This is a genomic window from Bradyrhizobium viridifuturi, from assembly GCF_001238275.1.
In the GTDB taxonomy this organism is placed as follows: domain Bacteria; phylum Pseudomonadota; class Alphaproteobacteria; order Rhizobiales; family Xanthobacteraceae; genus Bradyrhizobium; species Bradyrhizobium viridifuturi.
The window spans coordinates 70,284-93,350 of sequence record NZ_LGTB01000022.1 but is presented as its reverse complement, the minus strand read 5'-3'; the positions used below and the strand labels follow the sequence as shown (position 1 = coordinate 93,350).

General features: G+C 64.8%; 26 protein-coding genes and 1 pseudogene. 11 read left to right on the top strand and 16 right to left on the bottom strand.

The window, feature by feature from the left end; genetic code table 11:
- Positions 1–44: 44 nt before the first annotated feature.
- From ALC15_RS20880 to ALC15_RS20870, 3 genes are all read right to left on the bottom strand, one after another.
- Entirely contained in the window at positions 45–662 is a 618-nt protein-coding gene (locus tag ALC15_RS20880) for a LysE family translocator (RefSeq protein ID WP_050426284.1), read from the bottom strand.
- 227 nt (positions 663–889) lie between these two features.
- Complete coding sequence (locus ALC15_RS20875; protein WP_050628913.1) at positions 890–1,423, bottom strand: hypothetical protein; 534 nt, start codon at positions 1,421–1,423, stop codon at positions 890–892.
- An 8-nt stretch (positions 1,424–1,431) separates the two neighbouring features.
- Positions 1,432–2,874: an LVIVD repeat-containing protein gene (locus ALC15_RS20870; protein WP_050628872.1), complete on the bottom strand. Its 1,443-nt coding sequence runs from the start codon at positions 2,872–2,874 to the stop codon at positions 1,432–1,434.
- Between the two features lie 120 nt (positions 2,875–2,994).
- On the opposite strand from ALC15_RS20870, the gene ALC15_RS20865 reads away from it, so the two are divergent.
- Genes ALC15_RS20865 through ALC15_RS20850 form a run of 4 tightly spaced genes read left to right on the top strand, consistent with a single transcriptional unit; the run spans position 2,995 to position 4,774 of the window.
- Positions 2,995–3,309, top strand: coding sequence for an ArsR/SmtB family transcription factor (locus ALC15_RS20865; protein WP_028343393.1), 315 nt, complete (start codon positions 2,995–2,997; stop codon positions 3,307–3,309).
- Positions 3,302–3,766, top strand: coding sequence for an SRPBCC family protein (locus ALC15_RS20860; protein ID WP_050628871.1), 465 nt, complete (start codon positions 3,302–3,304; stop codon positions 3,764–3,766). Before ALC15_RS20865 ends, ALC15_RS20860 begins: the two co-directional genes overlap by 8 nt.
- Positions 3,759–4,226, top strand: a complete 468-nt coding sequence (locus tag ALC15_RS20855; RefSeq protein WP_050628870.1) for an SRPBCC family protein — start codon at positions 3,759–3,761, stop codon at positions 4,224–4,226. The genes ALC15_RS20860 and ALC15_RS20855 overlap by 8 nt, the downstream gene beginning before the upstream one ends.
- A gap of 32 nt (positions 4,227–4,258) precedes the next feature.
- The gene (locus tag ALC15_RS20850; RefSeq protein ID WP_050628912.1) at positions 4,259–4,774 is read left to right on the top strand and encodes an SRPBCC family protein; all 516 of its coding nucleotides are present in this window, start codon (positions 4,259–4,261) and stop codon (positions 4,772–4,774) included.
- Between the two features lie 3 nt (positions 4,775–4,777).
- On the opposite strand, the gene ALC15_RS20845 is transcribed toward ALC15_RS20850, so the two are convergent.
- The 9 genes from ALC15_RS20845 to ALC15_RS20805 all read right to left on the bottom strand — a co-directional run bounded on the left by ALC15_RS20845 (position 4,778) and on the right by ALC15_RS20805 (position 12,026).
- Positions 4,778–5,581: a DUF2189 domain-containing protein gene (locus tag ALC15_RS20845; RefSeq protein ID WP_050628869.1), complete on the bottom strand. Its 804-nt coding sequence runs from the start codon at positions 5,579–5,581 to the stop codon at positions 4,778–4,780.
- A 99-nt stretch (positions 5,582–5,680) separates the two neighbouring features.
- Positions 5,681–6,115 (bottom strand): hypothetical protein, encoded by a 435-nt coding sequence (locus ALC15_RS20840; protein ID WP_050628868.1) that lies wholly within the window; start codon positions 6,113–6,115, stop codon positions 5,681–5,683.
- A 3-nt stretch (positions 6,116–6,118) separates the two neighbouring features.
- Complete coding sequence (locus tag ALC15_RS20835; RefSeq protein WP_050628867.1) at positions 6,119–6,487, bottom strand: nuclear transport factor 2 family protein; 369 nt, start codon at positions 6,485–6,487, stop codon at positions 6,119–6,121.
- An 83-nt stretch (positions 6,488–6,570) separates the two neighbouring features.
- Positions 6,571–7,041 (bottom strand): MarR family winged helix-turn-helix transcriptional regulator, encoded by a 471-nt coding sequence (locus ALC15_RS20830; RefSeq protein ID WP_050628866.1) that lies wholly within the window; start codon positions 7,039–7,041, stop codon positions 6,571–6,573.
- A gap of 32 nt (positions 7,042–7,073) precedes the next feature.
- The gene (locus ALC15_RS20825; protein WP_050628865.1) at positions 7,074–8,684 is read right to left on the bottom strand and encodes an acyl-CoA synthetase; all 1,611 of its coding nucleotides are present in this window, start codon (positions 8,682–8,684) and stop codon (positions 7,074–7,076) included.
- A 57-nt stretch (positions 8,685–8,741) separates the two neighbouring features.
- Positions 8,742–10,262, bottom strand: coding sequence for an FAD-dependent oxidoreductase (locus ALC15_RS20820; protein ID WP_050628864.1), 1,521 nt, complete (start codon positions 10,260–10,262; stop codon positions 8,742–8,744).
- Between the two features lie 65 nt (positions 10,263–10,327).
- On the bottom strand, positions 10,328–10,795 hold the full coding sequence (locus ALC15_RS20815) for a hypothetical protein (protein ID WP_050628863.1): 468 nt from the start codon (positions 10,793–10,795) through the stop codon (positions 10,328–10,330).
- Between the two features lie 15 nt (positions 10,796–10,810).
- Positions 10,811–11,266 carry a GatB/YqeY domain-containing protein gene (locus tag ALC15_RS20810; RefSeq protein WP_050628862.1) on the bottom strand — a complete coding sequence of 152 codons (456 nt, stop codon included), beginning with the start codon at positions 11,264–11,266 and terminating at the stop codon, positions 10,811–10,813.
- A 58-nt stretch (positions 11,267–11,324) separates the two neighbouring features.
- On the bottom strand, positions 11,325–12,026 hold the full coding sequence (locus ALC15_RS20805) for an alpha/beta fold hydrolase (protein ID WP_050628861.1): 702 nt from the start codon (positions 12,024–12,026) through the stop codon (positions 11,325–11,327).
- Positions 12,027–12,187: 161 nt separating this feature from the next.
- Between ALC15_RS20805 and carA the strand changes: the two genes are divergently transcribed.
- The 4 genes from carA to ALC15_RS20785 all read left to right on the top strand — a co-directional run bounded on the left by carA (position 12,188) and on the right by ALC15_RS20785 (position 15,847).
- Complete coding sequence (gene carA / locus ALC15_RS20800; RefSeq protein WP_050628860.1) at positions 12,188–13,381, top strand: glutamine-hydrolyzing carbamoyl-phosphate synthase small subunit; 1,194 nt, start codon at positions 12,188–12,190, stop codon at positions 13,379–13,381.
- Between the two features lie 146 nt (positions 13,382–13,527).
- The gene (locus tag ALC15_RS20795; RefSeq protein ID WP_050628859.1) at positions 13,528–14,025 is read left to right on the top strand and encodes a PaaI family thioesterase; all 498 of its coding nucleotides are present in this window, start codon (positions 13,528–13,530) and stop codon (positions 14,023–14,025) included.
- A gap of 126 nt (positions 14,026–14,151) precedes the next feature.
- On the top strand, positions 14,152–15,252 hold the full coding sequence (locus ALC15_RS20790) for a mandelate racemase/muconate lactonizing enzyme family protein (protein WP_050628858.1): 1,101 nt from the start codon (positions 14,152–14,154) through the stop codon (positions 15,250–15,252).
- Between the two features lie 70 nt (positions 15,253–15,322).
- The gene (locus ALC15_RS20785; protein WP_050628911.1) at positions 15,323–15,847 is read left to right on the top strand and encodes a hypothetical protein; all 525 of its coding nucleotides are present in this window, start codon (positions 15,323–15,325) and stop codon (positions 15,845–15,847) included.
- 153 nt (positions 15,848–16,000) lie between these two features.
- Here the strand turns inward: ALC15_RS20785 and ALC15_RS20780 are convergent, their stop codons facing one another.
- The 4 genes from ALC15_RS20780 to ALC15_RS20765 are packed head-to-tail and all read right to left on the bottom strand — an operon-like array spanning position 16,001 to position 18,365.
- A complete protein-coding gene (locus ALC15_RS20780; protein ID WP_050628857.1) occupies positions 16,001–16,390 on the bottom strand; it encodes a DUF302 domain-containing protein in 390 nt (129 codons plus the stop codon).
- 15 nt (positions 16,391–16,405) lie between these two features.
- The gene (locus tag ALC15_RS20775) at positions 16,406–16,609 is read right to left on the bottom strand and encodes a YgaP family membrane protein (RefSeq protein WP_050628856.1); all 204 of its coding nucleotides are present in this window, start codon (positions 16,607–16,609) and stop codon (positions 16,406–16,408) included.
- A gap of 29 nt (positions 16,610–16,638) precedes the next feature.
- On the bottom strand, positions 16,639–17,082 hold the full coding sequence (gene trxC, locus ALC15_RS20770; RefSeq protein ID WP_050628855.1) for a thioredoxin TrxC: 444 nt from the start codon (positions 17,080–17,082) through the stop codon (positions 16,639–16,641).
- The gene (locus ALC15_RS20765) at positions 17,079–18,365 is read right to left on the bottom strand and encodes an NAD(P)/FAD-dependent oxidoreductase (RefSeq protein ID WP_050628854.1); all 1,287 of its coding nucleotides are present in this window, start codon (positions 18,363–18,365) and stop codon (positions 17,079–17,081) included. Before ALC15_RS20765 ends, trxC begins: the two co-directional genes overlap by 4 nt.
- 105 nt (positions 18,366–18,470) lie before the next feature.
- Between ALC15_RS20765 and ALC15_RS20760 the strand changes: the two genes are divergently transcribed.
- From ALC15_RS20760 to ALC15_RS20750, 3 genes and pseudogenes are all read left to right on the top strand, one after another.
- Positions 18,471–18,779 carry an ArsR/SmtB family transcription factor gene (locus tag ALC15_RS20760; RefSeq protein ID WP_200914679.1) on the top strand — a complete coding sequence of 103 codons (309 nt, stop codon included), beginning with the start codon at positions 18,471–18,473 and terminating at the stop codon, positions 18,777–18,779.
- Positions 18,780–18,884: 105 nt separating this feature from the next.
- A pseudogene (locus ALC15_RS20755) lies at positions 18,885–19,872 on the top strand (efflux RND transporter periplasmic adaptor subunit).
- Positions 19,869–23,057, top strand: coding sequence for an efflux RND transporter permease subunit (locus ALC15_RS20750; protein WP_050628852.1), 3,189 nt, complete (start codon positions 19,869–19,871; stop codon positions 23,055–23,057). The pseudogene ALC15_RS20755 and the gene ALC15_RS20750 overlap by 4 nt, the downstream one beginning before the upstream one ends.
- Positions 23,058–23,067 lie beyond the last annotated feature (10 nt).

Genomic DNA, 23,067 nt, shown 5'->3' with positions numbered 1-23,067 from the left:
CCCCGTTCTTACGGGGAGAGGTGAAGCAGAGGGCGCGCAGACTCTCACCGCGCCCGGGTCAGCGCCAGCCAGATGCCGCCGCCGATCATGAAGCCGCCTGAGATGCGCGACATCAGTCGCGTCCGCTCCTTGGAGAAGAACTTTCGGGCGCGGCCGGCGGCCAGCGCGTAGGCGGCATCGGTCAGCACCGCGGTCGCCATGAAGGTGACGCCGAGCAGCGCCACTTGCGGCAGATGCGGCTTGTCCATATCCATGAACTGCGGAATGAACGCGCCGAAGAACACCAGCACCTTCGGGTTCGAGAGCAGCACCAGAAAGCCCTGCAGGAAGAAGCCGCCGCGCGGCGGCGGCGGCTTGTCGTCGGTGCCTACGCCCTCGACCGGCGAGCGGATCAGCTTGATGCCGAGCCAGACCAGGTAAGCGGCGCCGGCAAAGCGCACCCAGTTGAACCAATAGCCCATGGTCGCCATCAGCGAGGTCAGGCCGACCGCGACGATGCCGATCACGATCGCAAGCCCGACCTGCGCGCCCAGCACGTTGGTGAGCGCAGCGCGCGTGCCGTAGCGCAGCCCGTTGGCGATCACCATCGTGACGATCGGACCGGGCAACAGCGCCAGCGCGATGCAGGCGGCGACGAAGGCGAAATAGGCTTGCAGGGACATGGGGGGCTCTTCTGGTTCTTTGCTGCCATTATGCACGCGAGCAGCCGACAAGGAAACATCTCTGCTCCCTCGCCCCGCTCTTGCGGGTTGAACCTGTCCCCCTCACCCGGATCGCATCCGACGATGCGACACAGCCGAAGCTTCGCTTCGGCGTTCTTTGGGACGGCCGCCGAAGGCGGCCTATGCCTCTCCCCGCAGGCGGGGCGAGGTGAATGGGAGCGCGGCGCTCAACGCCCTTCCATGGCCGCGGCCATCCACGTTCTGATCTCTCGCCCCTCCAGAAACTTCAACGTCGTTTGCTGGACCCGCGCGGCATCACCACTCCCCTGCGCCGCCACCGCCATCAGATCGCAGCGATGCGACACCGCGATGCCGATCGCGGTGCGGTGGCCATCGAGATCATAGGCCCTGATCCGTCCCGGCATGTCCGCCACCCGCACAGCGTCGCCCGCCTTGCGCGGCACAAACCGCGGGCTGATCATGTCGACATCGGCGACGCGGTCGACCTCATCGTCATCGGCGACGCCGCTGTCGCAGTTGCAGAAGCCGAGCTTCGGCCTGAGATAGACCTCGACCTCGGTGCCGCACTCCGTGGAGCCGCAACGGAAGGCGCGGCCGGCGGGCCAACCGTCGCGCGGGAACGGCCAGGCGATCTCGCGCCAATGCGCGGCCCGCGGCGGCGCCATCTCGTAACCGGCCACGGCCGAGAGGCCGCCGAGCGCCAGGAACATCGCCACGATGAGCGGCCACGAGCGCGTCATGAAAAAGCTCACGGCAGACCGGCGATGGCGCGTGCCGCGCCGGTCAGTTCGAGGATGTGCAGGCCGGTATTGGCGCGGTCGACCGCATAGATGTAGCCGCGATCGTCAGTCTCGACATTGTTGGTTTGGATCGCGACCTTGCAGCGCGCCTTGCCGTCTATGGTGACGCAGCGCTTGTCGGTCGCCGCGGTGATTGCGGGAATGAAGTAGCCGACCTCTTTGGGGTGATAGGGATCGCGGATGTCGAGCGCGCGGACACCGGCGTTGAAGAAAGCGATGAAGGCGAGCTTCTTGTAATAGACCGGCGCCATGCTCTCGTTCGACGAATGCGAGCCGAACCGGCCGCCGCGCTCGCAGAACCCGCCGGAGGCTTCCGGTACGGTGTAGCTCGAGATCATCATCGGCTGCGCCTCGGTGGTGACGTCGGCGAACCACACCATCTGCCGCGCTTCGCCGCATTCATTCTGGATCGCCTCGTCCACGATCATCACGATGTCGCGGGTCTTGCCGTCCTTGTCGTGCGCGAATTCCGCGATCGGCATGCCAGGCATCGGGAACACCGTGTGCGCGCCGTTCATCGCCGACAGCGGCATCCGTGCGATCTCCGGGAATTTCAGATTGTCCGGCGTCGGGTCCTTCGGCCCGTTCAGAAGCTTCTCGCGATCGACGATCTGCAGGAAGCCGCCCTTGTTGGTGCCGTAGCCGAAATAGACCCGGTTGCCCTGCGGCTCGGTCGAGATCGGGCCGTGCAGTTCGGTCGGCACCGCGCCGATCGCGCCCGGCTCCTGCCCGGGTAGACCGAAATCCCTGATCTTCACGGGATGTGCGGGATCGGAGAGATCATAGATTTGCGTCATGCGACGGGTGCGCCAATCCGGCGCGCCCGAAACCAGGTAGGCGATGCCGGTGTTGCACTCCCAGAAATTCTTGTGCGTGTCCTTTAGCCCGTCACCGATCCGGGCGAGCAGCACGGGATTGGCGGGGTCGGCCACGTTCCAGATCTCATGCGCCTCGCTGCCGAAGGTGCGCAGCATGTAGACCGCGTTGCGATCGCCCTTCGGCAGGTCTTTGCCGTTGCAGACCCGCACCATCTGCGCGCCGCCGGATTCGTACTTGCCCTCCTGGCCCGGGATGTGTCGCAAGTACTTCGGATGCGCGGGATCGGTGACGTCGACGATCGAGGTGCCATTTGGTTCGGGCCTGCCGGTCATCGGGTTGACCGGATCGGGCATGTCGTCGGTGCCGCCGTGGTGGCCGATATAGGCGATCCAGCGATCGCCCTGGTGATGGATGGTCGGCTGATAGGCGCTGCGCGCCTGCAGATCGTTGGTTCCAACCAGCCTCATGTTGGAGGCTTCTGGCGGATCGCCGATCTTCTGCTGGGCGCTCGCACCATGTGCGAACAGAGCGAGAAAGAATGTGCAGCAAACCGCCGTAACGCGACCACCCATGCGCACCACCCCGAGTTCCCTGCCAATCTGCGTTGGCTGCGCGTGACGCTAGCACGGCGATATCGATGCCAAAACACACGCTCTTGACATGCAACCATTTGGTTGCCTATTATCCAACCCATGGATGAAGTCTTCAAAGCGCTCGCGGATGCCTCACGGCGGACGCTGCTTGACCGGCTTCACGATCAGAACGGGCAGACGCTCGGCGAGCTCTGCGATGGGCTCGACATGACGCGTCAGGCCGTCACCAAGCACCTTGTGATTCTCGAGGAGGCAAACCTCGTCACCACGATCAAGCATGGTCGCGAGAAGCTGCATTATCTCAACCCGGTTCCGATCCATCAGATCGGCGAGCGGTGGATCAGGAAGTTCGAGCGCGGCAAGCTCGCCGCGCTCAGCGAATTGAAGCGACAATTGGAGAAGCGTGATGAGTAAACCGGACTACGTCTACGTCACCTATATCGAGACCACGGCCGAGAAGCTGTGGCACGCGCTGACATCGAGCGAGTTCACCGAACGCTTCTGGTTCGGCTATCGCGCCACCTCCGATTGGAAGGTCGGCTCGCCGCATCATCTCAGCAAGGACGGCCGCCGCGCCGTGCAGGGCGAGGTGCTGATCGCCGATCCACCCAAGAGGCTGGCTTACAGCTGGGACGTGGTGAAGGAAGGCGTCGAGCGCGAGCAGGTCTCGCGCGTGACCTTCGACATCGAGCCACACGGCGGCGTCGTCAAGCTGACCATGACGCACGACAATCTCGGCCCGAAGACGCTGCGCGACATCTCCGGCGGGTGGCCGATGGTGATCGCGAGCCTGAAGAGCTTCCTGGAGACCGGGCGCGAACTGCCGGCCGAACTGCTCACGAGCGGCGCCAGGGAGCCCTACCATGCCTAAGCCCGAATTCACCTACGTCACCTACATCGAGACCACGCCGGAGCAGCTGTGGGATGCGCTGACCTCAAGCACGTTCACGCGGCAGTACTGGTTCGACACCGAGCTGCAATCGGACTGGAAGGTCGGCTCGCCGCTCGCGCTGGTGATGAGCGGCAAGACCACCGACACCGGCGAGATCCTCGAGGCCGACCGGCCGCGGCGCCTTTCCTACACGTTCAAGCACGAGGCCGACCCCGAGTTGCGCAAGGAGCCGGCAACCAAGGTCGTGTTCACGCTCGAGCCGTTCGGCAAGATCGTGAAGCTGACCGTGACCCATGAGGGCTTCGGTGTCGGCAGCAAGCTGCTCGACGGCATTTCCAGGGGCTGGCCTGCGATCCTGTCCGCTCTCAAGAGCCTGCTCGAAACCGGCAAGGCGGTCGCGATCCCGCCGGCCGCGCTCGGAATCGACGGCTTCGAATGACAATGAAGATCTATCGAAGGACACGTGCGGACATGAACATCGAGACATTCAAACCGGCGATCGTCTACGCGATCTACATCGCTTCCACCCCGGAGAAGGTGTGGCAAGCGTTGACGGACGCCGAGTTCAGCCTGCAGTACTTCTCCGGCAACGCGGTCGAGGTCGATCTTCGCCTCGGCGGCGCCTACATCGTGCGCACGCCGGACGGCGCCGTGCACATCTCCGGCGAGGTGATCGAGTGCGATCCCCTGCGGCGGCTGACCGTGACCTTCAACGTCAACTGGCCGCAGCTCGTCGAGAAGCTCGGGCCGACACTCGTCACCTGGGAGATCGAGCCGGCCGGCGACGGCGTCAAGCTGACCTTGCTGCAATCGCATGACCGCCCGATCAGCGACGACATCCTGTCCGGCGGCCGCGCCGGCTGGCCGGCGATCCTCTCCAGCCTGAAGAGCATGCTGGAGACCGGCAAGGCGATGGTGATCCCGATGCAGCCTCCGCAGCGCATGATGGCGGCACTGAAGGAATTGGGGATTCCGATGCCGACCTGAGGTTCACTCCCTGCGCAGGATCGGATCCGCAAGGGAGCCGACCGGGACCACGATGCGGCGGTAGAGATGCCAGGTGGTGTGGCCCAGCACGGGTATCGTCACGAGAAGTCCGAGGAAATACGGGACCACCGAGACGATCAGCAGCGCGACGATCACCGCGGCCCATCCGATCATGGGTAGCGGGCTCGTCACCACCGCGCGCACGCTCGTGATCATCGCGGTGACGAAGTCGACCTCGCGATCCAGCAGCAGCGGGAACGATATCACCGTCAGCGAGAACAGGATCAGCGACAACGCCGCGCCTTCCGCATTGCCGATGGCGAGGAACAACAGACCCTCATTGGTGGTCAGCACCACGGTCAGAAAGTCGTGAAGGCTGGCAAAGGAGGCGCTGAGCCCAAGGATCAGGGCGATCAACAGCCTCACCTGGTACATCCAGATGATGAAGACGAACAGCGTGACGAACGCCATCCAGCCGATTTCGCCGCGCGAGCGCAGCTTCGACCAGATCGCGCTGAGCGTGATCGGCTCACCCGTTTCGCGACGCCTGCTGATCTCGTACAGCCCGATCGCGACGAACGGGCCGATCAACGCAAAACCCGCGGCCAACGGATAGGCCAGATAGACCATGCCGAGCGCCGTCAGGCACAGCAGGATCGCGTTGCCGCCGAGCATGTAGATGGCGCCGAACATCAAACCGTAGAGCGGGACTGCCTGGAAGTCGCGCAGCCCCTGGCCAAGCGCTTCCGCGATATCAGCCACGCGGATCCTGCGCACCACCGGATCGAACTTGCCAGAGACGGACATCAACCCTGCCGCGAATGATTGAGTGCACATCGATGCAGGTGATCGCGCGAGCCGCATTGACGCGGATCAATACTCCGACAGGTGCCGCGGGCTGAATTGCTACGCGAGCAGGAGGGCGACGGCGAGATTGGCGACGAACAGAGTTGCGTCGATGACGAAGATCCGCAGCATCGGCCCCTTCAAGACCGGCCAGTAGGCGACCCCGACGCGTCCGCCGCGCATCACGACGGGCAGATTGTAGGCGAACTGGCTGAAGTGACACGCCGCGAAGAACAGGAACAAGGCAAGCTGCGCCTCCGCCGCCTGAAAGAACGGCGGCCTTGCCAGCAGCAAATACAGCGATAGCAGACCGATCGGCAGGTTGATCCCGCCGAGAAACGCGACGCTGGCCGATAAAGTCGGCGCAATCGGATTTCCGCGCTCCTCGCGCGGGACCAGGATCTTCAGCGTGTTGCGCTGGGCGATGCTGAACTGGACGAATGCGGCGCAGAACCAGAGTGCATTGAGCAGCAGGACAAAACTCGAAAATCGCATCGGCTATTTTCCGTAGAAGGCTTCGCTGCGCACCACACGGCCGGCGGCGTCGAAATCCATGAACTCGCTGGCACGCGTGTCGCCCAATTGCCACCACACCGTCAGCCGCGCGATCGTTTCGTCCCAGCTCCAGTTCAGGATCTTGAGGTCGGCGCTCCCGATGCTTCCATAGGCCTTGCGCCAGTAGGCGCGGATGTTCTCGACCCCGGCGACCACAGGGGCGTCGGTCAATTTCAGCGCCAACGGGCTGCGCATCTCCGCATCCTCGGCAAAGTGCGCGACGACGGCATCGATATCGACGTTGCACCAGTTGGCGCACCATGCCTCGACGAAACGTCCAGCCGCTTCACGATCCATGATCTGCTCGCCCATGCTGCCGCCCTCCCTGCGGCGTAACCGCAGGAAGATTGCCATGGCGCCATCCTAACGTCAACCATGTTGACATGAGGATGCAGCTAGTTGTTGTCGGCGATCGCTTCCATGACCGCCATCCACGCGGCGGCGCCGGGCGCGCCGACGCGATCGAAGGCGTCACGGAGGACCTTCCGCTCGTGGCTGGACGCGGTCTGTTCGATTTTTTGCCCTGCTGCCGTCAGGCGCAGCAATTTGGAACGATGCTGCTCGGGCGAACGCTTCGCCGCCACGAGCTTGCGCTCCAGCAACAATGCGAGCGGCCGGTTCAAGGCTTGCTTGGAGATGCCGAGCACCTCGATCAACGAGCCGATCGAGATGTCGGGCCGCCGGGCAACAACGTAGAGAATGCGATGGTGCGGACGCGACAGGCCAACCGTGTCGAGATATTGATCGGCCGATAGCGTCATCCCGCGCCAGCCGTAATACATCAGCTCCAGCGCCGCATCCAGTTCGTGGAGTTTCCTAAGCGAGGCGCGATGCAGGCCCGGGACCTGGGAGGCGGTTTTTTGCATGTATCTATCGTGACGAACTTGCCGGAAGGAATCTAGCCCAGCGCCCGCAGCTCGCGCCTCAGCACCTTGCCGGTGGCGGTCATCGGCAGGCTGTCGGCAAACTGCACGAAGCGCGGATATTCGTGGGCGGCGAGTTGCACCTTGACGAACTCCTGGATCTCGCGCGCCAGCGCGTCACTCGCGGCATAGCCCGGGCGTAGCACGATCCAGGCCTTGATCGATTCGGTGCGGATCGGATCGGGAATGCCGACCACCGCCGACATCGCGACCGCCGGATGCTTCATCAGCGTGTGCTCGATCTCGGACGGACCGACCCGATAGCCGGCCGTGGTGATGACATCGTCCTCGCGGCTGACGTACCAGAAATAGCCGTCCGCATCCTGCACGCCGAGATCGCCGGTCAACAGGAATTCGCCGGCATATTTCTTCGCGGTAGCCTCGGGATTGCGCCAGTATTCGATCATGGTGCAGGGGCACGGCTGGCGCACGCCGATGATGCCGCGCTGCCCGCGCGGTAATTCCTCGCCCTTGTCGTTGACGATCCGAACATCGAAGCCCGGCGTCGCGCGGCCCATCGAGCCCGGGCGGATCGGAAACAAATTGGAGTTAGAGCCGATCACGAGATTGCATTCGGTCTGGCCGAACACCTCATGGGCGTCGATGCCGAAGGTCTCGCGTACCCAGCCGAGCAATTCGCCGCCGAGCGACTCGCCGCCGGTGAAGATGCTGCGCAGCCTGACGCCGGAATTCTTCACGCCGGCCTGCCGCATCAGCTTCAGCGCGGTCGGCGGCAGGAACACGTTGCGGATACCGAGCTCGGCCATCATCTGCATCGCCGCCTGCGGCTCGAACTTGCGGGCGCGGTGACCGACCATCGGGATGCCGTGGTACCAGAACGCGAACAGGCCGTTGATCAGGCCGCCGATCCAGGCCCAGTCGGCGGGCGTCCACATCAGGTCGCCCGGCCTGGGCAGGAAGTTGTGGCACATCTCGACATTCGGCAGATGGCCGAGCACGACGCGCTGCGCATGCAGCGCGCCCTTCGGATTGCCCGTGGTGCCCGAGGTGTAGATGATCAGCGCGGGATCGTCGGCGGAGGTGTCGACCGTGGTGAATTCCGGCGACGCCGAAGTGATCGCGCTCCAGAACGATTTGGTTCCGGGCGGCGTTTCTTCGCCGACGATGTAGATGCTCTTTAGCTCGGGCAGACGATCGCGGATCTTTGCGATCTTCTCCCAGCCGGCCTGATCGGTGATCACGGCTTTCGCCGCCGAGTTCGACAGGCGGAATTCGAGCGCGTCCTCGCCGAACAACGCGAACAGCGGGATCGAAATCATCCCTGCCCGGAACGCGGCGAGATGCGCGACCGGCAATTCGAGCGATTGCGACAGGAACACCGCGACGCGATCGCCGCGCATCAGGCCGTCGGCGATCAGCACATTGGCGAAGCGGCGCGAGGCGTCCGCGACCTCGTCGAACGAGGTACGCGTGATAGCGCCATCCTCGTCGACATAGATCAGCGCCAGCCGGCCGGTGCCATCAGCATGACGATCGCAACACGCGGTCGCCATGTTGAAGCGCGCGGGGACGTCCCAGCGGAAGTTGCGATAGAGCTCGTCGTAGGTTTTGGCTTCCTGAAGCATGGCCGCAGATTAGAGCATTGCCGCCGGACCACAAACCCTTCCTTGAGGAGAAAGCGGTCAGGCCGCCTTCCGCTCCATTGCAACTTCGGCCTTGAGGCTGTCGAGGTCGCGATAGATCGACGCGACCGCCAGCACGCGCCCGCCGCGCTTGTAGCGGAGCACGCAATCCCTGCCGGCGATGCTGCCGTCCACCGCGATCTCGTCCCACTGCTCGGCGTGGCCGACATAGTTGATCGGCACGTCGTAATGCTTGCTCCAGAAGAACGGCACCGCATCGAAGACCTCGCGCTGGCCCAGCATATTCCGCGCGGCGGTCTGGCCCTGGCGCTCGGCGACCACCCAGTGCTCGACCCGGATGTTCTGGCCGCTGTGCGGATCGGGCCAGCGCGCGATATCGCCGGCCGCATAGACGCCGGGAGCGCTGGTCTCGAGATGGGCGTCCACCGTCACGCCACGATCGATCGCGAGCCCGGCCGCTTCCGCCAGCGCCAGCCGCGGCTTCACGCCGACACCGACCACGACGAGATCGGCATCGAGCACGGGCCCGCTCTTCAGCTGCGCGTGCTTGCCGTCGATCGCGGTCACCGTGTCTCCGAGGTGGAAGACGACGCCATGCTCCTCGTGCAGGGCGCGGACGAAATCGCCCATGTCGGGCCCGAGCACGCGCTCCATCGGGCGCGCTTCCAGCCCGACCACGTGAACCTCGATCTCCCGTGCGCGCAGCGACGCCGCGACCTCGAGCCCGATGAAGCTTGCACCGATCACGACTGCACGGCGTGCGCCGCTGGCCGAGGCGATGATCGCCCGGCAATCGTCGAGACTGCGCAACACGTGAACGTGCGGCTGGTCGGCGCCCGGGATCGGCAGCCGCACCGGCTCCGCGCCGGTCGCCAGCAGCAGCCGGTCGTAAGCGAGCGTTTCGCCGCCGGCGAGCACGACGTCGCGGCGGCCGGTGTCGATCGACTTGACCTCGGTCGCAAGCTTCAGGTCGATCGCCGTGTCAGCATAGAAATCGTCCGGCTTCAGCGGCAGCCAGTCTTCCGGCGCGCTGCCGGCGAGGAAGTCCTTTGACAGGTTCGGCCGGTCCACGGGCGGTGCGGTCTCGCTGCTGAGCATGACGATGCTGCCGCGATAGTCCTGCCGTCGCAGCATCTCGGCCGCGGCAAAGCCTGCCGCGCCGCCGCCGACAATCACGATCCTGCTGGGCGCATCGACCACGCCATTGATGCGGGGTTTCGGCTGCGCACGCTTCTCGCGCACGATGATGCGATCGCCCTCCCGCTCGACCTTCCAGATGGCGAGCGCATTGAAGGCGGGCGCGGCGGTCGCTTCGCCGGTGCGAATGTCGAAGCAGGCGTGATGCCAGGGGCAATGGACGGTCTCGCCCTCCAACAGGCCGTCGGCGAGCGGTCCGTGGTAATGGCTGCAATGCGCGTCGATGGCGAAGATATCCGCCCCCGAGCGCACCAGCAGGACCGCCTCGTCGCCGACATGGCCGAGCAGCATCGCGCCCGGAAAGTCGGAGAGGCCCACGCCTTGTGTCAGATCCGGACCGGAAGGAGCTTGCTGGTCGGCCATGGCCTGTCTCCAGTTTATCCAGAACTTCGCAACGAGGCACCGCTTTCACGGGGACTTTGTCGCTATCAGCTTCCCTGCATGTAGCGGACCGGGTTCTCCTGATCCACCTTGAAGATATCGGCGGCCTCGGCGAACAGCGCCGCGACGGCGGGCGCCTTCAGATCAACAAACGCCTCGAAGCTGAAATTGTTGCCGCCCGCGCGCAATTCGCCGAGCTTCCCGGCGTAGCAGGACACCAACGGCTTGCCGCCGCGGGTCACCGCGACGTAGATGCTGATGTAGTTCTTCTGCAGCGCCACCCCGATCACCGGCCAGGCCGCCGTCTTGCCGGACTTGATCGCGTAGCGAAACTGACCGTAACCGATCATGTTCATGCGCATGCCGGCCTCGCCGGCGGGCGTGCCGGCATGAAAGTGCCGCTTCAGCGACGGCGCGGCCTTGCGCATCACCGCATGGACCTGCTCGAGATCCGCGGTCCGCGCGGGATCAAAGGCGAGATAGGCTTCCAGGCTGTCCGCGGCGACACGAAACATCGGAAGCCTCCGTCGTTAACCCGCGAGTGCCGCCTTCACCAGGCCGCTGGCCTTGCCGAAATCCATCTGGCCGGCGTATTTCGCCTTCAAGGCGCCGATCACCTTGCCCATGTCCTTGATCCCGGCGGCACCGGTCTCGGCGATGATGGCCGAGATCGCGGCCTTCACATCGTCGTCGGACATCTGCTTCGGCAGATAGGCCGAGATCACCGCGATCTCCGCGCGCTCCTGGTCGGCGAGCTCGGCGCGGCCGCCCTTGTCGTAGAGCTCGACCGACTCCTGGCGCTGCTTGATCATCTTCTGCAACAGGCCGAGCAGATCGGCATCGGAGAGTGGCGGCTTGCCCTGCCCGCGCGCGTCGATGTCGGCGTTCTTGATGGTCGAATTGACCATGCGCAGCGTGGAGAGCTTGCGCTCGTCCTTCGCCTTCATCGCTTCCTTGACCGCAGTGTTGATCTCGTCGCGCAGCATCTCTGTATCCTTGAACCAGTAATCCCCTCATGTAGGCAGTTTACGGTGGCAGAACAACCTAGTTCCGCAACCACTCAACCAGCGCATCGGCGCAGGCCTGCGGCTGCTCCAGCTGCAGCAGGTGACCGCAATTGGGGATCACGACGAGCTTGGCCCCGGGAATGCCGTTGGCCATCTCGTCCGACAGCGAATTCGGCACGGTGTTGTCGGTATCCGACGTCAGCACCAGGGTCGGGCACTTGATCCAGGCCATGCTCGGCCGCGAATCCGGCCGGCTGAGCACCGCATTCTGCTGGCGGATGAAGGCCTCCGCACCGACATCCTCGCTCATGTCATAAACAGTCCGGCGCAGGCCCGGATCGCCCTGCCGCGACGGATGCACGAAGCCCGGAAACAGCTCGTCGACCACGTCCCGATATTGCCCGCCCCGGGCGCGCTCGATCATGCCGCGGCGGCGCGCGGTCGCCTCCGGCGTGTCGGCCCGCGCCTGGGTGCTCATCAGCGCCAGCTTCGCGACCCGCTCGGGCGCCTGCCGCATGATCTCAAAGGCGATGTAGCCGCCCATCGAATGCCCGGCTAGGGCAAAGCGCGGCGGCGCCTCGGCCAGGATGCGGCGGGCGATCGCCCCCATATTGTCGTCCCTGACGTGGTTGGCGACCGTGACCGGCCCGCACCGCCACAGCGCCGGGATGACCGGGGTAAAGATTCGCGGTGAGCAGATGAGGCCCGGGACGAGCAGGATCGGCATCGTGTTGTCCATGCGGGAGCTCCGGACCGGGTCATTTTCGGCAAGCAAACGGCCGCTTCAGGGAACTTTAGATTAAAAGGCCGTTCCTGCCTGTCAAATCGGCCGGGATTGCCGTGTGAATCCGCGCCCTTTCGCTTTGACGCCGCAGCGTGCGGCCTCTATTTAAAGGGCTCATGACAACATCCGAAAACGCTCCCGCCTGGCCGGACCACAAACCGACCGCGCTCCTTGTGCTCGCCGATGGTACCGTGCTGGAAGGCTTCGGTCTCGGCGCGGAAGGCCACGCCGTCGGCGAGGTCTGCTTCAACACGGCGATGACCGGCTATGAGGAGATCCTCACCGATCCGTCCTATGCCGGCCAGATCATCACCTTCACTTTCCCGCATATCGGCAATGTCGGCACCAACGAGGAAGACATCGAGACGGTGAACATGGCCGCGACGCCCGGCGCGCGCGGCGTGATCCTGCGCTCGGCGATTACCGATCCCTCGAACTACCGGGCCACCCGGCACCTCGACCAGTGGTTGAAGGCGCGCGGCATCATCGGCCTGTCCGGGATCGACACCCGCGCGCTGACCGCGCTGATCCGCTCCAAGGGCATGCCCAATGCGGTGATCGCGCATTCCAAGACCGGCGAGTTCGACCTGCACGGCCTGAAGGAAGAGGCCCGCGAATGGCCCGGCCTCGAGGGCATGGACCTGGTGCCGATGGTCACCTCCGGCCAGCGCTTTACCTGGGACGAGACGCCGTGGGCGTGGGGCAAGGGTTTCGGCCAGCAGACCGCGCCGGAATTCAACGTGGTCGCGATCGACTACGGCATCAAGCGCAACATCCTGCGCCTGCTCGCCGGCGTCGGCGCCAAGGTGACCGTGGTGCCGGCAACGACGGCGGCCGAGGACATCCTGGCGATGAAGCCGGACGGCGTGTTCCTGTCGAACGGCCCCGGCGATCCCGCCGCGACCGGCAAATATGCCGTGCCCGTGATCCAGAAGGTGATCGCCTCGGGGACGCCGACCTTCGGCATCTGCCTCGGCCACCAGATGCTCGGCCTCGCCGTCGGCGCCAGGACCATGAAGATGCATCAGGGTCACCACGGCGCCAATCATCCGGTCAAGGACGAGACCACCGGCAAGGTCGAGATCACCTCGATGAACCATGGCTTTGCGGTCGACCAGGCGACGCTGCCCAAGGGCGCGACCCAGACCCATATCTCGCTGTTCGACGGCTCCAATTGCGGCATCTCGCTCGAGGGCAAGCCGGTGTTCTCGGTGCAGTATCACCCCGAGGCCTCGCCCGGCCCGCGCGACTCGCACTATTTGTTCCAGCGCTTTGCCGATCTGATGCGGCAGAAGAAGCAGGCCGCGTAACCCGCAGCCTTCGGCGTAGTCCTTCAAGATGCCCCATGCCCGGACCATCAGGTCCGGGCATGATCTTTTGTCACGCCTTGCCTGAGCGGACGCTGCCAAGCTACTCGTCATAAGATGACGATCATCACGCAGCAGGATTGCCCGACATGAGCGACAGCGCCACCCCGAAGCCCACCTACGGTGTCTCCTCGATGGAGGTGATGGCGTCGATGCCGGGGCTCGACTTCGTGCGCGGCATCTTCGCCCGTGCCCTGCCGGAACCGCCGATCATGGAGAATGTCGAACCGTTCGACTGCACCGCCGAGACCGGGCGTGTGGTGATGCACAGCATCCCGGGCCTGCGCCACTACAATCCGATCGGGTCGGTGCATGGCGGCTACGCCGCGATCCTCTTGGATTCCGCGATGGGGCTTGCGGTGCAGACCACGCTGCCACAGGGGTTCGGCTACACCACGCTGGAATTCAAGATCTCCTTCGTCCGCGGCATGAGCCAGGACACCGGCACGATCCGCACCGAGGGCCAGGTCCTCAACGCCGGCCGCCGGGTTGCAACCGCCGAAGCCCGCATCACCGACGGCAAGGGCAAGCTGATCGCGCATGCTACGACCACTTGCCTGGTGTTCGAGCTTCCCAAGAATACCTGAACGCAATCGCGTCTTCACGCATTGGAGGCATGACGAAGCGCGCTGGATCGCCGCCTGCACTCTGTGATTGAGTTTCCCTTATCCGAGATCAGGCAACATGATCCGGCCTGGATAAGGGAAACCCCGATGAAATCAGCCAGTTCCGACATGACCATCCGCGACATCCGCGTGACGATGCTGCGGCTGCCCTGGGCCGACGATCCCTGGCTGAAGGGCGCAGCGCTCGGCGCGACGCGCGACATCCTGATCTGCGATGTCGAGACGTCAGGCGGCATTACCGGCATGGGCTATCTGTTCGTGTTCCGCCCGGCGATGCAGTCGATCGCGGCCTGCCTCGACGAGTGCATCATCCCGCGCGTCATCGGCAAGGACGCCAGCGCGATCGAGGCGATCTGGCGCGATCTGTGGACCGCGACGATGACCTATGGCCGCGGCGGCATCGCCGCGATGGCGATGTCGGCGCTCGACATCGCGCTGTGGGATGCGCTGGGAAAACGCGCCGGCCTGCCGCTGCATCGGCTGTGGGGGCACTATCGCTCGGAAATCCCGGTCTATGGTTCCGGCTGCTTCCGTGGCGCCGGCGGCGACGGGATGATCGAGAAGGCACTGCATTTCGTCAAGCAGGGCTACAAGGCGATCAAGATGCAGGTCGCGCACGTTCACACCCCGGCGCAGGACCTCGACAATGTGCGCCGCATGCGCGAGGCGCTCGGGCCCGACATCGACATCATGATCGACGTCAACATGGGCTGGAGCGCCGATCTCGCGATCGAGATGGGACGCAAGTTCGAGAGGTACGATATCTACTGGCTCGAGGAGCCGGTACCGGCCGATGATTTCGCCGGCTATCAGCGCATCGCGGCGGCGCTGGACATGCGCGTCGTCGGCGGCGAGACGCATTTCACGCGCTACGATCTGCGGCTGTTCTTCCTCAATCCATGCCTGCCGATCCTGCAACCCGACCCGATGCGCGGCGGCATGACCGACCTGCGCAAGATCGCGACGCTGGCGGACACGTTCGGCATCACCATCGCGCCGCATCTGTTCCCCGAACTCAACGTGCATCTTCTCGCCTCGATCCCGAACGGCATCTGGTGCGAGAACATGGCGCTGATCGACGACCTCTGGGTCGATCCGCCGGAGATCGCCAACGGCATGATCACCGCGCCAGAGCGGCCGGGGCACGGGCTCAGATTCAAGGACGAGGTGTTGAAGTTCAAGATCTAGCGGGAACGGCTTCCGGGCCGACGGCTTGTCGGTCATGATATCGCCGCCGCGCGCAACGCTGGAGGCCGCCATGCCGGTCGTGAGTCCCGATGCCGAACCCCAGACCTTCGTCTTTCAGGACGACGGCCTGGTACCGAACAATCCGATGCCGTTCCTGCTCTACAAAGGCGCGGTCGGCGTCGGCAGCAATCCTGAGGCTACGATCGAGCAGTTGTTCGGCAGCAATGGCTGGGGCGCGATCTGGCGCAACGGCGTCTACGACTTTGCGCATTACCACGCCACCGTGCACGAGGTGCTGGGCGTCGCGCGCGGCAGCGCACGCGTGCAGTTCGGCGGCGCGCATGGCCGTGCGCTGGAGATCGCAGCCGGTGACGTCGCGATCCTGCCGGCCGGCACCGGGCATCAATGCCTGTCCGCGAGCAGCGATTTCAGCGTGGTCGGCGCCTATCCGCCGGGCCCGCCGATGGACCTGCAACGGCCGACGCCCGAGAACCACGCGCGCGCACTGAGGACGATCCCGCTGGTCGCGGTGCCCGCGACCGACCCGGTGCTGGGCAGGGACGGGCCGCTGCTGCGGCTATGGAAACGCGCCTGACGTACGGATCAACGGGTTTCGCTCACGTGTAGGGCTGCATACGCCGCGCCGGAATGCGCGGCATTCCCACCCAGCCCTGCAGCCAGCGATCGCCATATCTTGTCGCCGATCGCGAAATAAATTGGCGCCGCTTCGCGATCCGCTGCGACTGCCTCAGGCGATTTCAGCAACGACTTGCTGCAGGAGGCCGCGAACCTTGTCGGCAACCGCACCGAGCTTGCGGTTCTCGATCGCACTCATCGAAGCCACGGGGTCGACCGCCGAAATCTCGACCTTGCCGCCTTCGTGCTGCTGGACCACCACGTTGCAGGGCAGCATGGTGCCGATCTTGTCCTCCAGCGTAAGCGCTTCGTAGGCGAGCTTCGGGTTGCACGCCCCCAGGATCAGATACGGGCGGAATTCGGCGCCGATCTTCTTGTTGAGGGTGTCCTTGACGTCGATCTGCGTGAGCACGCCGAAGCCGTTGTTCTTCAGCGCGGCCGTCGTGGCCGCAACGGCCGCATCGAACGGCATGTCGACCGTTTTCGAGAAGTGGTATGTCATCGCTCTCTCCGGAAGTTAGCTGAACGCGCATCCGCCGCGCAATCCTAGCCTCTTGAACACCATCGCCGCAGGGCAGAACCCGGTGAAAGACGCCTGGATCATGTTCAGCCCGGCAAAGGCCGTCAGCAGGTACCAATAGGCGTTGACGTAGGTGCCGAGCGCGAGGCCGAGCAGAACGACGCTCCCCGCGAAGGCTAGAACGGCCTTGTCGATATTCATGGCAAAACTCCTCTTCGGTTTCAGTGGCATCAGGAACGGCCGAGGCCGGCCTCGGTCCAGGCAACGATGCTGCGTGCATCCATCACCCCGGAATGACGTGCGATCTCGTGGCCGCGGCGCATCAGCAGCAGCGTCGGAATTCCCGTGATGTTGAGGCGAGACGAGGTCGCGGCGGCGCGATCGGAGTTGAGCTTGAGCAGCCGTACCCTCGGCTCGAGCTGTTGAGCCGCACGTTCAAACATCGGCGCCATGGCGCGGCACGGACCGCACCACGGAGCCCAGACGTCGACCAGCAGAGGAACGTCGCTGTTCGCCAGTTGGCGCGTAAAGCCCTCCTCGTCGACCTCGATCGGATGGCCGGTGAACATCGGCTGATGGCAGGAGCCACAGCGCGCGCCATCCGCGGCACGCCCGGCCGGCAGACGGTTGGTCCGCCCGCAATGTCCACACACGATCTGAGACGTCTCGCTCATGTCCCGGTACGGACCTCCTTGATCTTGGCGATGTTGAGCTTGTCGAGCACGAACCGCTCATAGAACGGCTCGCTCTCGCCGCGCCGCATCTTGCGGAGAAAGTATTTTTCGAATGCGACCTTGGCGTAATGCACCCACTCGCCCTTCGAGGACCAGTTGACGTTGCGCGGCGGGATCTGCGGCTGCGCCAGGAAGGCGACGCCGGAATCGCCGAAGTCGGCGAGGCAGATCGCGTTCCAGGTCGGCTGTGTCGTCGGCGCCCTGCCCTTCAGCAGCGCGCCGATGTTCATCGCCGCCGCCGTCACCATCGACTCGATCATGAAGCCGGTCTTCGGCACGCCCACCGGCACGGCAGTCGTGCCGACCGGCGCGATCGCCACACAGACGCCGACCGCGAAGACGTTGGGGAAGGCTGGATTGCGCTGATGCTTGTCGACGATGACGAAGCCGCGCGGATTGGTCAGCTTGTCAATGCCGCGAACCGCCTCGACGCCGCGGAACGCCGGCAGCATCATCGAATAGGCAAACGGCAATTCGTGGGTCTTGCGAACCGAGCCGTCTTCAGCCACTTCCTCGACCATCATCTTGCCGGCCTCGACCGCCTTGACCCGGGCATTGGTGATCCACTTGACGTGCTTCCCGCGCATCTCGCTCTCGAGCAGGCCCTTGGTATCGCCGACGCCGTCGAGGCCGAGATGGCCGATATAGGGCTCCGACGTGACGAAGGTCATCGGGACCTGATCGCGCAGCTTGCGGCGCCGCAACTCAGTCTCAAGGATGAACAGGAATTCGTAGGCCGGTCCGAAGCACGAGGCGCCCTGCACCGCGCCGATCACCACCGGTCCGGGATTGGCGGCCAGCCGCTCGAACGCCTCCCTTGCGTGCGACGCGTGGTCGACATGGCAGATCGACTGGGTGTTGCCTTGCGGCCCGAGCCCCGGAATCTCGTCGAAGGCAAGCTCCGGCCCGGTCGCGACCACGAGATAGTCATAGTTCACCGACGTACCGTCGCCGAGCTCGACGCGATTTTCCGCCGGATGAACGCGCTTCGCGCCTTGCGTCAGCAGGCGGATGTTCTTGCGCTTCATGATCTCCTCGAGATCGATCTCGATCTCCTCGCGCTTGCGCCAGCCGACCGCCACCCACGGGTTCGACGGGACGAAGTGATAGACGGCCCCCTGCGAGATCACACTGAGGCGATCGTCCCTGCCCAGCTGCGGCAATAATTCATAGGCCATCAGCGTGCCGCTGAGGCCGGCTCCGATCACGACAACTTCCGCCATGCGCACCTCCTCTGAACATCGCCGGCTGTCCCGGCCATTCGATAATGGTTGACTATATATTCATATATTCGTATATACGCAACTATGAATATCGATATCGACATCATGGAACGCGCGGCCGACCAGGCCGGCAATCTGCTGAAGGCGCTTTCCAACCGCCACAGGCTGCTGATCATCTGCCAACTGATCGACGGCGAGCGATCGGTCGGCGAGCTCGCCGAATTTCTCGATCTGCGTGACTCCACGGTCTCTCAGCATCTTGCGCTCCTACGCAAGGATGGCCTGGTCTCCGCTCGCCGCGACGGACAGACGATCTTCTATTCGATCGCGAGCGAGCCCGCGCGGAAGGTCCTGCAGGCGCTCTATGAAGCCTACTGCGCTCCGGCGGACATCAAACGGAAACGAACATTATGACCCCCGCGACCGTCATACGTTGAGCAGGATCAACGTCGCCGCGACGGCGCGAAGATAAGAAATGAGCCGCGCACCGCCGTGGCTTCAACCAGACGGATATTCCCGATGCGACTTGCGATCTTGTCGGCGGCCCTCGCTGCCTTTGTCCTTTCGTTGGCGCCGGCTCGCGCAGAGCTGCTCACGGTTGCGCAGCACCGCGTGGCCGACGAGAAGGCCGTATTCGCGACAGTCGAGAGCATCAGCGTGGCACCCGCCCGCGGGCGCATCAGCGGCACCGTGGTCGAGCTCAATGTCCGGGAGGGCGATCGCGTCGCGGCCGGCCAGGTCATCGCGACGATCGGCGACGAAAAGCTCGTGTTGCAGATGAAATCGCTCGACGCGCAGATCGAAGCGCTGCAGGCGCAGGCCAACCAGGCGCAGATCGATTTCACGCGCATCGAAGGGCTCGTCGAGCGCGGCACGCTGCCGCGCGTCAAGCTGGACGAGGCGCGGACCGCATTGAACGTCGCCGACAATGGGCTGCGCGCAAAGACGGCCGAGCGCGCGGTCGTCAACCAGCAGCTCAGCGAAGGCCGGGTGCTGGCTCCGTCCGATGGCCGGGTGTTGAAGAAGCTCGTGACCGTTGGTTCGGTGGTGCTGCCCGGCGATGCCGTCGTCACGGTCGCCCAGCAGCACTTCAAGCTGCGGCTGCGCGTGCCGGAGCGGCACGCGATTCATGAAGTCGGGCGACAAGATTCGTGTGGATGCAGCGGAACTTGGCGAGGAAGCTCCCCGGATCGGAGTCATCGACCTCGTGTACCCGCAGATCGAGGAAGGACGCGTGATCGCCGACGCCACCGTCGAGGGTCTCGGCGAATATTTCGTCGGCGACCGCCTGAGGGTGTGGATCTCCGCCGGAACGCGGCCGGCCTTCGTGATCCCCGCAAGTTATGTCAGGACGCGGTTCGGGATCGATTATGTCCAGCTTCGCCAGGGCGACCGAACCGTTGAAGTACCGGTGCAGCGTGGCCGCGATGTACCGACGCCCGCCCTTCCCGACGGCCTCGAAATCCTGTCGGGCCTGCGCGACGGCGATCAGCTGGTGCAGCCATGAACCTCGGGCTGTCCGGCCGGCTGACCAGGGCGACCCTGACGTCGCCGCTTACCTCGCTGTTCCTGCTTGCATCGCTCGCCGTCGGCCTGATTGCCGTCATGGTGATCCCGCGCGAGGAGGAACCGCAGATCAGCGTGCCGATGGTCGACATCCGCGTCAACGCCGACGGCTTGCGCGGCCCCGACGCGGTCGAGCTCGTCAGCAAGCCGCTCGAGGCCATCGTCAAGGGCATCGACGGCGTCGAGCATGTCTACAGCCAGACCGAGGATGACCGCGTGATGGTCACCGCGCGATTTCTGGTCGGCACCAAGTTCGAGGACGCGATCCTGCGCGTGCACGAGAAGGTCCGCGCCAATCTCGACCATATCCCGGTCGGCATCCCCGAGCCGCTGATCGTCGGCCGGGGCATCAACGACGTCGCGGTAACGGTCCTGACGCTGTCGCCGAAGCCGGAGGCGGCCGGGCGCTGGAGCGACAAGGATCTGTTCGAGCTTGCCGACAAGCTGCGCTCCGAACTCGTGAAGGTCGACAACATCGGGCTCACTTATGTGTCGGGCGGTTCCGCGCAGCAAATCAGGGTTGAGCCCGATCCGGAAAAACTGTCGCTGTTTGGCGTCACGCTTCAGCAGCTGGTCGCCAAGGTAAAGGAAGCCAACCGCTCGTTCGTGGCAGGGCAGGTCCGCGATGCCGGCGCCGTTCGCAACGTTGCCGCGGGCCAGACGCTATCGGGGATTCCCGACATCGGATTGCTTCTGATCGCGACCCGGGACGGACGGCCGATCTACGTCAAGGACGTCGCGTCCGTGGTGATCGGTCCGAACACGGTCGAACACCGCGTCTGGAACGACGCGCGCGATGCCGCCGGGCAATGGCAGCGCGTGCCGGCGGTCAGCCTCGCGCTCGCCAAGCGCGCCGGCGCCAACGCCGTGGTGGTGTCGACCGACATCGCCCGCCGGCTCGACGAACTGAAGGCGCACCTCATCCCCGACGATGTTCAGGTCACGATGACGCGGGACTACGGCGAGACCGCCAACGAAAAGGCCAACGAGCTGCTGTTCCACCTCGGGCTCGCGACCGTCTCGATCGTCGTGCTCATCGCGCTCGCGATCGGCTGGCGTGAAGCCGTCGTGACCCTCGTCGTCATCCCGACGACGATCCTGCTGACGATGTTCGCCGCCAACCTGATGGGCTACACCATCAACCGGGTCAGCCTGTTCGCGCTGATCTTCTCGATCGGAATCCTGGTCGACGATGCGATCGTGATCGTCGAGAACATCGCCCGCCACTGGGCAATGCATGACGGACGGTCGCGCCTGCAGGCAACAATCGAGGCGGTCGCCGAGGTCGGAAATCCCACCATCATCGCAACTCTCACGGTCGTCGCCGCCCTGCTGCCGATGCTGTTCGTATCCGGCCTCATGGGACCTTACATGGCCCCGATTCCGGCCAATGCGTCGGCGGCCATGCTGTTCTCGTTCTTTGTTGCGGTGGTGATCGCACCCTGGCTGATGCTGAAGCTCGCGCCGAAAAACGATGTGGCCAGTGCGCATGCCACGCACCACGAAGGCCGGCTCGGCCGCCTGTACCGGCGCTTCGCGACGCCGGTGGTCCGGAGCAAGCGTGCGGCCTGGATCTTCCTGCTCGGCGTCGGACTGGCGACGCTGCTGTCGATGGCGCTGTTCGCGACCAAGTCGGTGACCGTCAAGCTGCTTCCGTTCGACAACAAGTCCGAGATCGCGGTCATGGTCGATCTGCCCGAGGGCGCAAGCCTGGAAGCCACCGAGCGGACGCTGTTCGCCGCGGCCGACATCGCGAAACAATTGCCGGAGGCCACCTCGCTGCAATCCTACGCCGGCACCTCCGCGCCGTTCAATTTCAACGGACTGGTGCGGCATTACTATCTGCGCGAAAAGCCCGAACTGGGTGAGCTTCAGGTCAACCTGACCGCGCGTGGGGATCGCAAACGGGCGAGCCACGATATCGCGCTCGAACTGCGACAGCGGCTCAAGACGGTCGATGCGCCCAAGGGGACCAGCATCAAGGTCGTCGAGGTGCCGCCGGGGCCGCCGGTGCTGGCAACCCTGCTCGCCGAAATCTACGGTCCCGATGCCGCGACGCGCCGCGCAGTCACGGCTGAGTTGAAGCAGATCTTCGCCGAAGTGCCGTTCATCGTCGACATCGACGATTCGATCGGCGAGAAGCGCCCGCGGCTGCGGCTGTCGATCGACCAGGATCGGCTGGAATTCTTCGGCGTGGAGCAGCGCGACGTCTACGATACGATCCAAGCTCTGTTCGGCGGCACCTCGATCGGCTATTCGCACCGCGGCGAGGACCGCAACCCGATCGAGATCGCAGTGCGGCTGCCGAAACGTGGCCTGGCCTGGGACGAGGCGCTGGCCTCGACGCCCGTGCCGGCCAACACGCTGCCTGGCAGCAAGACGGTCGTCGAGCTTGGTCAGGTGGTGAAGGCAACGGTCGAGCAAGGGACGCCGGTGATCTTCCGCAGGGATGGCCGCTTCGCCGACATGGTGATGGCCGAGCTCGCCGGCCGCTTCGAGGCGCCGCTTTACGGCATGATGGAGGTCGCCAAGCGCGTCGATGCCCACGATTGGGGCAATCTGCCGAAGCCCGCGATCCGCCTGCACGGGCAGCCGACCGACGAGTCGCGCCCCACTTTGCTGTGGGATGGCGAATGGGAAATCACCTATGTGACGTTCCGCGACATGGGTGCCGCCTTCGGCGCGGCCATTCTCGGCATCTATGTGCTGGTCGTCGCGCAGTTCGGCAGCTTCCGGCTGCCGCTCGTGATCCTGACGCCGATCCCGCTGACGCTGATCGGCATCCTGATCGGGCACTGGCTGCTGGGTGCGCCGTTCACGGCGACATCGATGATCGGCTTCATCGCCCTGGCAGGCATCATCGTGCGAAACTCGATCCTCCTCGTCGACTTCATTCGCCATAGTAGCGGCAGTGGCATGTCGCTCCGCGAGGTGGTGCTCGAAGCCGGCGCGGTTCGCTTCAAGCCGATCCTGCTGACCGCACTCGCGGCCATGATCGGGGCCGCGACGATTCTGCTCGACCCCATCTTCCAGGGGCTGGCGATCTCGCTGCTGTTCGGCCTGGCGTCGTCGACCCTGCTGACGGTGCTCGTGATCCCGGCGATCTACACTGCACTGCGCTCGTAAGCCGGAACGC

Coding starts and splice junctions, on each gene's coding strand:
- ALC15_RS20805 (WP_050628861.1), bottom strand. CDS start 12,026: ATGGACAACACGATGCCGATCCTGCTCGTCCCGGGCCTCATCTGCTCA.
- ALC15_RS20775 (WP_050628856.1), bottom strand. CDS start 16,609: ATGAATATCGACAAGGCCGTTCTAGCCTTCGCGGGGAGCGTCGTTCTG.
- ALC15_RS20795 (WP_050628859.1), top strand. CDS start 13,528: ATGAGCGACAGCGCCACCCCGAAGCCCACCTACGGTGTCTCCTCGATG.
- ALC15_RS20835 (WP_050628867.1), bottom strand. CDS start 6,487: ATGGGCGAGCAGATCATGGATCGTGAAGCGGCTGGACGTTTCGTCGAG.
- ALC15_RS20785 (WP_050628911.1), top strand. CDS start 15,323: ATGCCGGTCGTGAGTCCCGATGCCGAACCCCAGACCTTCGTCTTTCAG.
- ALC15_RS20855 (WP_050628870.1), top strand. CDS start 3,759: ATGCCTAAGCCCGAATTCACCTACGTCACCTACATCGAGACCACGCCG.
- ALC15_RS20810 (WP_050628862.1), bottom strand. CDS start 11,266: ATGCTGCGCGACGAGATCAACACTGCGGTCAAGGAAGCGATGAAGGCG.
- ALC15_RS20845 (WP_050628869.1), bottom strand. CDS start 5,581: ATGTCCGTCTCTGGCAAGTTCGATCCGGTGGTGCGCAGGATCCGCGTG.
- ALC15_RS20760 (WP_200914679.1), top strand. CDS start 18,471: ATGGAACGCGCGGCCGACCAGGCCGGCAATCTGCTGAAGGCGCTTTCC.
- ALC15_RS20830 (WP_050628866.1), bottom strand. CDS start 7,041: ATGCAAAAAACCGCCTCCCAGGTCCCGGGCCTGCATCGCGCCTCGCTT.
- ALC15_RS20815 (WP_050628863.1), bottom strand. CDS start 10,795: ATGTTTCGTGTCGCCGCGGACAGCCTGGAAGCCTATCTCGCCTTTGAT.
- ALC15_RS20870 (WP_050628872.1), bottom strand. CDS start 2,874: ATGGGTGGTCGCGTTACGGCGGTTTGCTGCACATTCTTTCTCGCTCTG.
- ALC15_RS20880 (WP_050426284.1), bottom strand. CDS start 662: ATGTCCCTGCAAGCCTATTTCGCCTTCGTCGCCGCCTGCATCGCGCTG.
- ALC15_RS20780 (WP_050628857.1), bottom strand. CDS start 16,390: ATGACATACCACTTCTCGAAAACGGTCGACATGCCGTTCGATGCGGCC.
- ALC15_RS20825 (WP_050628865.1), bottom strand. CDS start 8,684: ATGCTTCAGGAAGCCAAAACCTACGACGAGCTCTATCGCAACTTCCGC.
- ALC15_RS20820 (WP_050628864.1), bottom strand. CDS start 10,262: ATGGCCGACCAGCAAGCTCCTTCCGGTCCGGATCTGACACAAGGCGTG.
- ALC15_RS20765 (WP_050628854.1), bottom strand. CDS start 18,365: ATGGCGGAAGTTGTCGTGATCGGAGCCGGCCTCAGCGGCACGCTGATG.
- ALC15_RS20750 (WP_050628852.1), top strand. CDS start 19,869: ATGAACCTCGGGCTGTCCGGCCGGCTGACCAGGGCGACCCTGACGTCG.
- ALC15_RS20865 (WP_028343393.1), top strand. CDS start 2,995: ATGGATGAAGTCTTCAAAGCGCTCGCGGATGCCTCACGGCGGACGCTG.
- ALC15_RS20790 (WP_050628858.1), top strand. CDS start 14,152: ATGAAATCAGCCAGTTCCGACATGACCATCCGCGACATCCGCGTGACG.
- carA (WP_050628860.1), top strand. CDS start 12,188: ATGACAACATCCGAAAACGCTCCCGCCTGGCCGGACCACAAACCGACC.
- trxC (WP_050628855.1), bottom strand. CDS start 17,082: ATGAGCGAGACGTCTCAGATCGTGTGTGGACATTGCGGGCGGACCAAC.
- ALC15_RS20860 (WP_050628871.1), top strand. CDS start 3,302: ATGAGTAAACCGGACTACGTCTACGTCACCTATATCGAGACCACGGCC.
- ALC15_RS20840 (WP_050628868.1), bottom strand. CDS start 6,115: ATGCGATTTTCGAGTTTTGTCCTGCTGCTCAATGCACTCTGGTTCTGC.
- ALC15_RS20875 (WP_050628913.1), bottom strand. CDS start 1,423: ATGACGCGCTCGTGGCCGCTCATCGTGGCGATGTTCCTGGCGCTCGGC.
- ALC15_RS20850 (WP_050628912.1), top strand. CDS start 4,259: ATGAACATCGAGACATTCAAACCGGCGATCGTCTACGCGATCTACATC.